Genomic DNA, 6,402 nt, shown 5'->3' with positions numbered 1-6,402 from the left:
GATCAACGTGCTGTTCGCGATCCTCCGCGACGGCACTTTCTACGAACCCAGAACCCCACGCCTCGCTTGACGAAAGACATAGAGGCACCCCCCCCCGCGGTCCCGCCCGGAGTCCTGCGGCCGGACACCGCTTCCCAGTTCAACCGGCCCGAGCCTTCACCCGAGCGGCCTGTGCAGGAACTGCTCCAGGAGATCATCGAGGCCCGCACTGTCAGCGAGGTCTCCGAGGCTCTGCTCACCGCTCGCGCAGCAAGGCTACGAAGCCGGCCCCCTGGTCCGGCTGGAGCGCCTCCTCGATACCGCGGCCAGCCTTTCTCTTATGCCCTGGACACCGTCCGCGGGCAGCAGATCGGCGCCCGGCTCGACGCCCTTGGCCGGCAACTCGCCTTCCTCACCCGTGAGGTCCACGCAGCGGCCGAGGATCTCGCCGCCACGGTTGGCGTGCTGCCGCCGTACCGCACCCCGTGCCGCCGCGGATACGGCCCCGCCCGGCCCTGAGCACCACACCTCCCACAGCGCCGCCCCGTAGCACGGCCGCCGCCCGTCGAGCGTAGGGCCGACTGTGGACTCGGCGGACACCTTTCACCTTCACTCACAACGACCCGTTCAAGGAGATCGATCTATGGCTGTCCGCACGAAGTGGACCGTTGAGCACGCCTGCGGCCACGAAGTCGTCCATGACCTGTCCGACCGCGCCGCCGACCGGCGCGCCGGGTTCGCCCGCTGGCTCGGCGAACGAGACTGCACCGACTGCTGGAAGGCGGCCCGCAGCAACGACACCGCCTCAAAGGAGGAGTGGCTCGCCGCCAAGCGGGCCGAGGAACAGCGGGCCGCCGCCGAGTGGGCCACCAAGTTCGACATGCCCCTGCTGGAAGGTCCCGAACGCGCCGTGGACTGGGGTGAACGCTCCCGCCACCAACTGATGTGTGCCGCGCACACCGCGCTCGTCGTCGAAGGAACCTGGGACGAGGCCGACTGGGCAGAGCTGGAGGAGAAGGCCCGTACGGTCACACGGGCCGGGTGGTGGATCGATCAGCGCGACGCTGACGGTGCCGACTTGCTCGAACTCCTCGATGCCGGGCTGGAGCAGGACCGCGGGACGGAGAACCCGTTCCGCTGACCGCCAGTTCAGGGGCACCCCGGCGGTGTGGATTTGAATGCCCCTCACCCTAATGGGTGCCCACTTTCGTGTCGTCGCGTTGGGCGTTTCCCGGCCCCACCAAATTACTCTGGCTTGAGCAGGCGTCCAACCTGCGGGAAGATTGCCGCAGCAGAGGTACTCGGCACCAAGGGCCGCGCAAACACCTCGCGGCCCGGACGGCCGACTTTCTCGCCACACCACCCACGGGTAACACCCTGGGTTCGGCAAGGAGGACGCGGGAGCCCACCGCAAACGCAACATGGCCGTGACGCCATGGAGAGTCCGATGACTCACGGCAGGACAGTCGCAGCTCATGCCACACAAGATCGTGTTGCTGGTTCTTACTTCATGCGGCACATTGGTTGATATCTAGCTGCAGACGATCACCCATCCTCGTGGCAAACTATGCCTATGGGTTAGATATCGGAGGCAGCCATGAAGGCTGTGGTTCCGTCGACTTTCGCCCGCACGGCGATCGGAGTCCTTGGACTCGTTGCTCTAGTTACATCTGGCTTGACAGTGGCCATGCTCGTCCTGGAGCGAACGCATTACAACATAGTAGTGATAGGCGGAACTGCCGGATCAGCTGCTTCATCCATAGCACTACTCTTCAGGCGCGGCGGCCTTCCCGAGTTCATCAAAACGATCGAGAACCATGCAATTTTGGCAGTGATAGCGCCGATCATTGGTGGATTCTTCGTCGGATCTTTTTCTCTGATGACTGTGATAGCCCTCTTCAATCTGGAGATGCACGGCACGCCCCTAGCGTCGAGCGCGGTCTTCGGAGGACTATGCGGATTTATTTCAGGGGGCTGGATCAATCGTACACTTACGCCGATCTCTGGTGCGGAGTCTGAAAGGAATGTGGCGTCTGTCGCCATTGAGCGGATAGCGGAAGCCTGGCGCGGAAGGTACAACTATAGAGGCCGGGTTGCGATTGAAGTCAAGGCTGCTCGGGGATCGCAACTTCTCTTGGGAACCCTAGTCGTAACCTTTATCCCAGAGGCAGTTTCGGATGCCTGTGAGTATGACGTATCAGGGGGCCTAAGAGTTGAGGACGGCTCTGAGTCGGAAGAGGTACCCTTTGAGATTTCCATACTGGAGGGAGGGTTGCTTGAGGTATATCCCGACTCCTTGGCAGTGAAGGTCCCCGCGGCCAAAAAATCGCAACCAATTGAATTCACCGTGACTCGCCCACGGGAGCAGCAGCCAATACCGGGGGAGAGTTCGCAGTACGCCCTTCTTGTTGACGTGTCTCAAGCTGGGCGCTCACTGCAATTGCTTGAAATTACCCCAGACATTTGGGGGAACCCATGAGCTTCCTCTACTTTGATCAGAAGGTCAGCCGAGGTGAGCTGAATGTCAAAATTGGGGGCAGTCTGGTCAGCCGCTGGAGAACTGCGGATCGTATTGTCTGGAAGGTGCGGGAGATTGACCTCCCCGGCTTGAACGAACGACTTGAGCAGGACGTTGAACATCTTCGAAAGAGGCTTGAAACGGTCGGGCCAGGTAATGCGAAAGGTGCGGCCGAGGCTCTCAATTCTTACATTCGCGCGGCGAATGAATACTGGCAGTACTCGTCACTGAATCTGGTCTCTTCGGCGCAATGTAGAAGCCGATTGCGTAACGAGCTATTGAAGCACGCGCAACGTGTGTGGGCTCAAGCTGAGGTAGATCCTTACGCAGCAGCTCGCCACGCGCCAACAATACAATCCTTTTGCCGCAATATGACGTCAGCACATGTTCCTCTGGAACTACTTCCTCTTGGCGCGCCCACCACTAGGAACGATGATCTCTGGGCAAGTCTTTCCCAACTTCCTTCGTTCTATAGTGCGTGGCAGTCAATTTTCGTGGACGGGGCGACAATAGGGTCAATAATCCCTGAAGGGCCGAGCAAGCCTTCCGCTAGGGTAATGCTACGAGGCGTGAATGCTCCGAATTGGAAATCCATGAAAAGCAGCCTGAGCGGAGGAGGTGCCGAGGTGCTGCCCGACATCCCCTTTGCGAACACTTTCAAGGACAACATTGACGCAGCTCTTTTCATTCTAAGCCCGCGGGACCTAACTGGCTCAGGACGACCGGTATCCGATGTTCACGTATATGCACACGGCCGTGTAGGGGAATCTTTCAGGGACGCCTTTTGTATTGACCTTGTCTACGGCTCAAAGGTTTGGCCGAAAGGAAGTTACAAAGTCACTACTCTCGATTTCAAGGACGCGGTGGAAATGCTCAAAGAGCGGGATCACCACCCTCCCTCTCTGATTTGGCTAAATTGCTGTCACGCCGGAGGAAAGGTAGGGAAAGAGCTATTCTCTCAAGCGGCTAGGATTTCAAGTGCAGCAGCCTCAATAATTGCCCCGAGGGTGGAGGTGCCCAATTATTTTGCCCGCGATTTTGCAGCAGCCTTCTATCGAGGATGGACTGGCGATCTCACCATTCAACGCACTTTCCTGGGGGCAAAGTTGGAGCGGGCCTGCATGGGAGACCCGTCACCCATCTTTTTCTATTGCCTAGGCCCTGGGGTCGATTAAGGAGGAATCGTGAAATCGGTGGAGATAGTTGGAGCCTCCGTAGTTGCTGTAGGTCTAATGCTTATCATCGTTGGTTTAATTGCGGCGCTTCGCGAAGCTCGCATCTCCGGCACTCTTGGTGACGCTAGCGAGTTTGTGGATTCTATCAGGAAGCTGGTCAGGGAACTTGCAAACGGGAGGGCGAGCCTTGCATTCTTCGCATTCGGCACGATCCTAGTATTCCTGGGTGGCGTCATACTCCTTGGAGGCGATCTTACGAGCTAGGGAGAAGATTGGTTCTATATTCTCGCTCGATGCTCATCTGGGCAGGCTCAACGCACCATCACGAACGGCGCCCGCCTCGCCACCGGCATCGAATGACACAGACAACTTGTCGGTCCCACCATTAATTAGCCTGCCGGCCTTAAGTATCAAGCGCCGTAGTCCGGCCCCGTCACAGCTCTCCATATCGGCACCCTGCTGCGATGTACACACGCCTTCAGCGGGGGGCGGGTTCAGTGCGCCGGGATGATCAATGACTCGGTCCGAGAGCAGCTGACATCCGCTTCGTGAGCACGGCGACGGGCTCGCGGGACGGACAGCGGTCAGCGCGAGGCAGATGGTTTCGGCCCGCTCATCTCCCGGGCCCCGCGAGGCGGCAGCTCGACGGGGCGGAGAAAGGTGGGGGCAGCCGAACCTGGCGGAACATAGCCGCAGATCGCCGGTTAGCCAAACCGGCGATCTTACAGACCATTAATCCTCCCACCGCCACACGCACAGCGTGGAAGGATCCGCATGCTCCCACCGTCCTGGACCCCACCGTCCACCCCGGCCTTCGCACCGACAGCCGATCCCCTCACCCCCTTTCGGGACATCATCCATGGGCACTTCGAGGCTGGCGACCAAGTCGTGGTCATCAAGGGTGTGGCGGAAGCCGAGCTGTGGGGAGATGCGATGCAGGTCGTCGCCCCGTCCTGGCACACCCCGACCGACGAGGACGGCTGGCGGCTGCGCGACCCCAACGGCGGGGCTCAGACGTTCATCACCGCGCACCCGCGCTACCTCGTGCACCTCTCGCGCCGCTGCCCGGACTGCATGATCTACCTAAGCGCCATGGGCGATCACCTGCTGCCGAAGTACGTCGACCACGCCGACGCGGTCATCGACTGCGGCTGGTACACCACCACGGCGCTCGGCCAGCTCGTCCATATCGCCGACGCCCGGGGCGGCCGGTGAGCCTACCTGTCCGCCGCCCCGGCCGCGCCCTCGCCGCCTGACCATCCGCCGCAACCCGCACTCCGAGGAGGCTCTTGCCCGCGGCGGCGATCCGGAAGCCCACAGCGTGCTTCAACCGGCGGGCCTCGTGCCCGTCCATTCGCCTTCACGAGACCTACCACCGCGCTCCCGCCGGCTTGGCGCACGACGAGGAGAGCCGCCTGGCCACCGAAGCGGTGGCCAGGCTGCGGGCGGTCGGCTACCAGGTCGACTGCGACCCGGCCTTCGACACCGACCGCCGCCCGGCCCAGTACGAGCCGCTGGGTGCCTCGGTGGCCCCGCTCGCCGACCGGATCCGGCAGGCGACCACTACAGAGGAGGTTGCCGAGATCCTGACCGAGCTGACTGCCCCGTGCGATGGCATCCTCAACGCAATCGCCAAGTCCTGGCTGCTGCAACCGAGTTCCACGACGCTCTTGACGCATCGACTGCCCCGTACACCGCGCGACGGCTGCGCCATCTCGCCGACGAGCGCCTCGCCGTCGTCCGCACCGACCTGGTGCACACCCACAATGCCCTCGCCGACTGGCACGCCCCGCACCCCGACCGCGTCGCGTGCACCCAAGAGGGTCCCCGCCGACGGACGCGAACGGTCCGCCGTGTGCGCCTGCCCACCTCCACCGCGCGCCCTCCCGGTCCCCCCGCCCGTGGCCGCCGGACCGCGCCGCTGACACCACCCCCCTCCCTTGCCAAGGACTCCATGCACCACCATGAAGACCCCGAGCGTCTCGCCTCCTTCGCCGACGTTCTCGCCGGCGAACTCCCCGGCGCCTGGGGCAGCATCCATCACACCGCCAAGGACCAAGCCGCTCTTGCCGAACTGGCCGACCGCGTCTGGGACCTGGACCTCGTCGCCGAATCCCTCACGGAGCACCCGTTGCGCCAGGCGGCACTCCTGTCCCGTCCGGACGGCGCCCAGCTCGTCGTTCTCGACCGGCACGACGAGCGCAACGGCTTCCTCATCGCCGCCGTCGCACCCCGCGGCCTGCCTGACGAGGCGTACCGCGGTGTACCCGAGCCCAACGGCATCGCGGTGACCGAAGATCCCTTCCTCGCCGCAGAGCAGGTCGCTGGTGACCTGCTCGCCCGCTACGACACCGCCCTGGCCCGGGTCCGCCACAACGCCCTGGACGACATCGTTCCCTCGCAGCCGGACCGGGTCGTGCTGACCTGGCAGCCGGACGGCAGCCTCGCCGCCGCCCCCGTCGGTGAAACAGCCGCCAACGTGCTGGCCGCCAACGGCTTCGTCAAGGACGAACAGACCGGCTCGTACCGGCTCTCCGGCGACGACACCTACAAGCAGGCGCGTTCCATCCGCGAGACCGGCCAGCAGCTGCGCGCCCACGGCATCGGCACCGCGCTCCAGCACCCCTCCGGCCGGATCGTTCCCACTGCCACGGCGCCGGCGGCACCGCCGGCCCCGCCGGCGTCCCGGGCGTCGGCGGCACGGACACGATGAGGGACGTCGAGCCCCAC

At 63.3% G+C, this 6,402-nt stretch carries 8 protein-coding genes; all 8 read left to right on the top strand.

Features of this window, described 5'->3' with window-relative positions; all coding sequences use genetic code 11:
* The first annotated feature begins 171 nt into the window (after nt 1-171).
* The 8 genes from ABT171_RS38090 to ABT171_RS38055 all read left to right on the top strand — a co-directional run bounded on the left by ABT171_RS38090 (nt 172) and on the right by ABT171_RS38055 (nt 6,385).
* Nucleotides 172-498 (top strand): hypothetical protein, encoded by a 327-nt coding sequence (locus ABT171_RS38090; RefSeq protein WP_351251033.1) that lies wholly within the window; start codon nt 172-174, stop codon nt 496-498.
* 124 nt (nt 499-622) lie between these two features.
* On the top strand, nt 623-1,120 hold the full coding sequence (locus ABT171_RS38085) for a hypothetical protein (RefSeq protein WP_351251031.1): 498 nt from the start codon (nt 623-625) through the stop codon (nt 1,118-1,120).
* 456 nt (nt 1,121-1,576) lie between these two features.
* Complete coding sequence (locus tag ABT171_RS38080; protein WP_351251029.1) at nt 1,577-2,458, top strand: hypothetical protein; 882 nt, start codon at nt 1,577-1,579, stop codon at nt 2,456-2,458.
* The gene (locus tag ABT171_RS38075; RefSeq protein ID WP_351251027.1) at nt 2,455-3,672 is read left to right on the top strand and encodes a hypothetical protein; all 1,218 of its coding nucleotides are present in this window, start codon (nt 2,455-2,457) and stop codon (nt 3,670-3,672) included. Before ABT171_RS38080 ends, ABT171_RS38075 begins: the two co-directional genes overlap by 4 nt.
* Before the next feature lie 9 nt (nt 3,673-3,681).
* Nucleotides 3,682-3,936: a hypothetical protein gene (locus ABT171_RS38070; protein ID WP_351251025.1), complete on the top strand. Its 255-nt coding sequence runs from the start codon at nt 3,682-3,684 to the stop codon at nt 3,934-3,936.
* A gap of 510 nt (nt 3,937-4,446) precedes the next feature.
* A complete protein-coding gene (locus tag ABT171_RS38065) occupies nt 4,447-4,887 on the top strand; it encodes a hypothetical protein (protein ID WP_351251024.1) in 441 nt (146 codons plus the stop codon).
* A 176-nt stretch (nt 4,888-5,063) separates the two neighbouring features.
* The gene (locus tag ABT171_RS38060) at nt 5,064-5,597 is read left to right on the top strand and encodes a hypothetical protein (protein WP_351251022.1); all 534 of its coding nucleotides are present in this window, start codon (nt 5,064-5,066) and stop codon (nt 5,595-5,597) included.
* 29 nt (nt 5,598-5,626) lie between these two features.
* On the top strand, nt 5,627-6,385 hold the full coding sequence (locus tag ABT171_RS38055; RefSeq protein ID WP_351251020.1) for a hypothetical protein: 759 nt from the start codon (nt 5,627-5,629) through the stop codon (nt 6,383-6,385).
* Nucleotides 6,386-6,402 lie beyond the last annotated feature (17 nt).

It is taken from the genome of Streptomyces sp. NPDC001851, from assembly GCF_040297165.1.
Classification (GTDB): Bacteria; Actinomycetota; Actinomycetes; order Streptomycetales; family Streptomycetaceae; genus Streptomyces.
The sequence above is the reverse complement of the archived record's forward strand: the minus strand, read 5'-3'. Positions and strand labels throughout refer to the sequence as shown.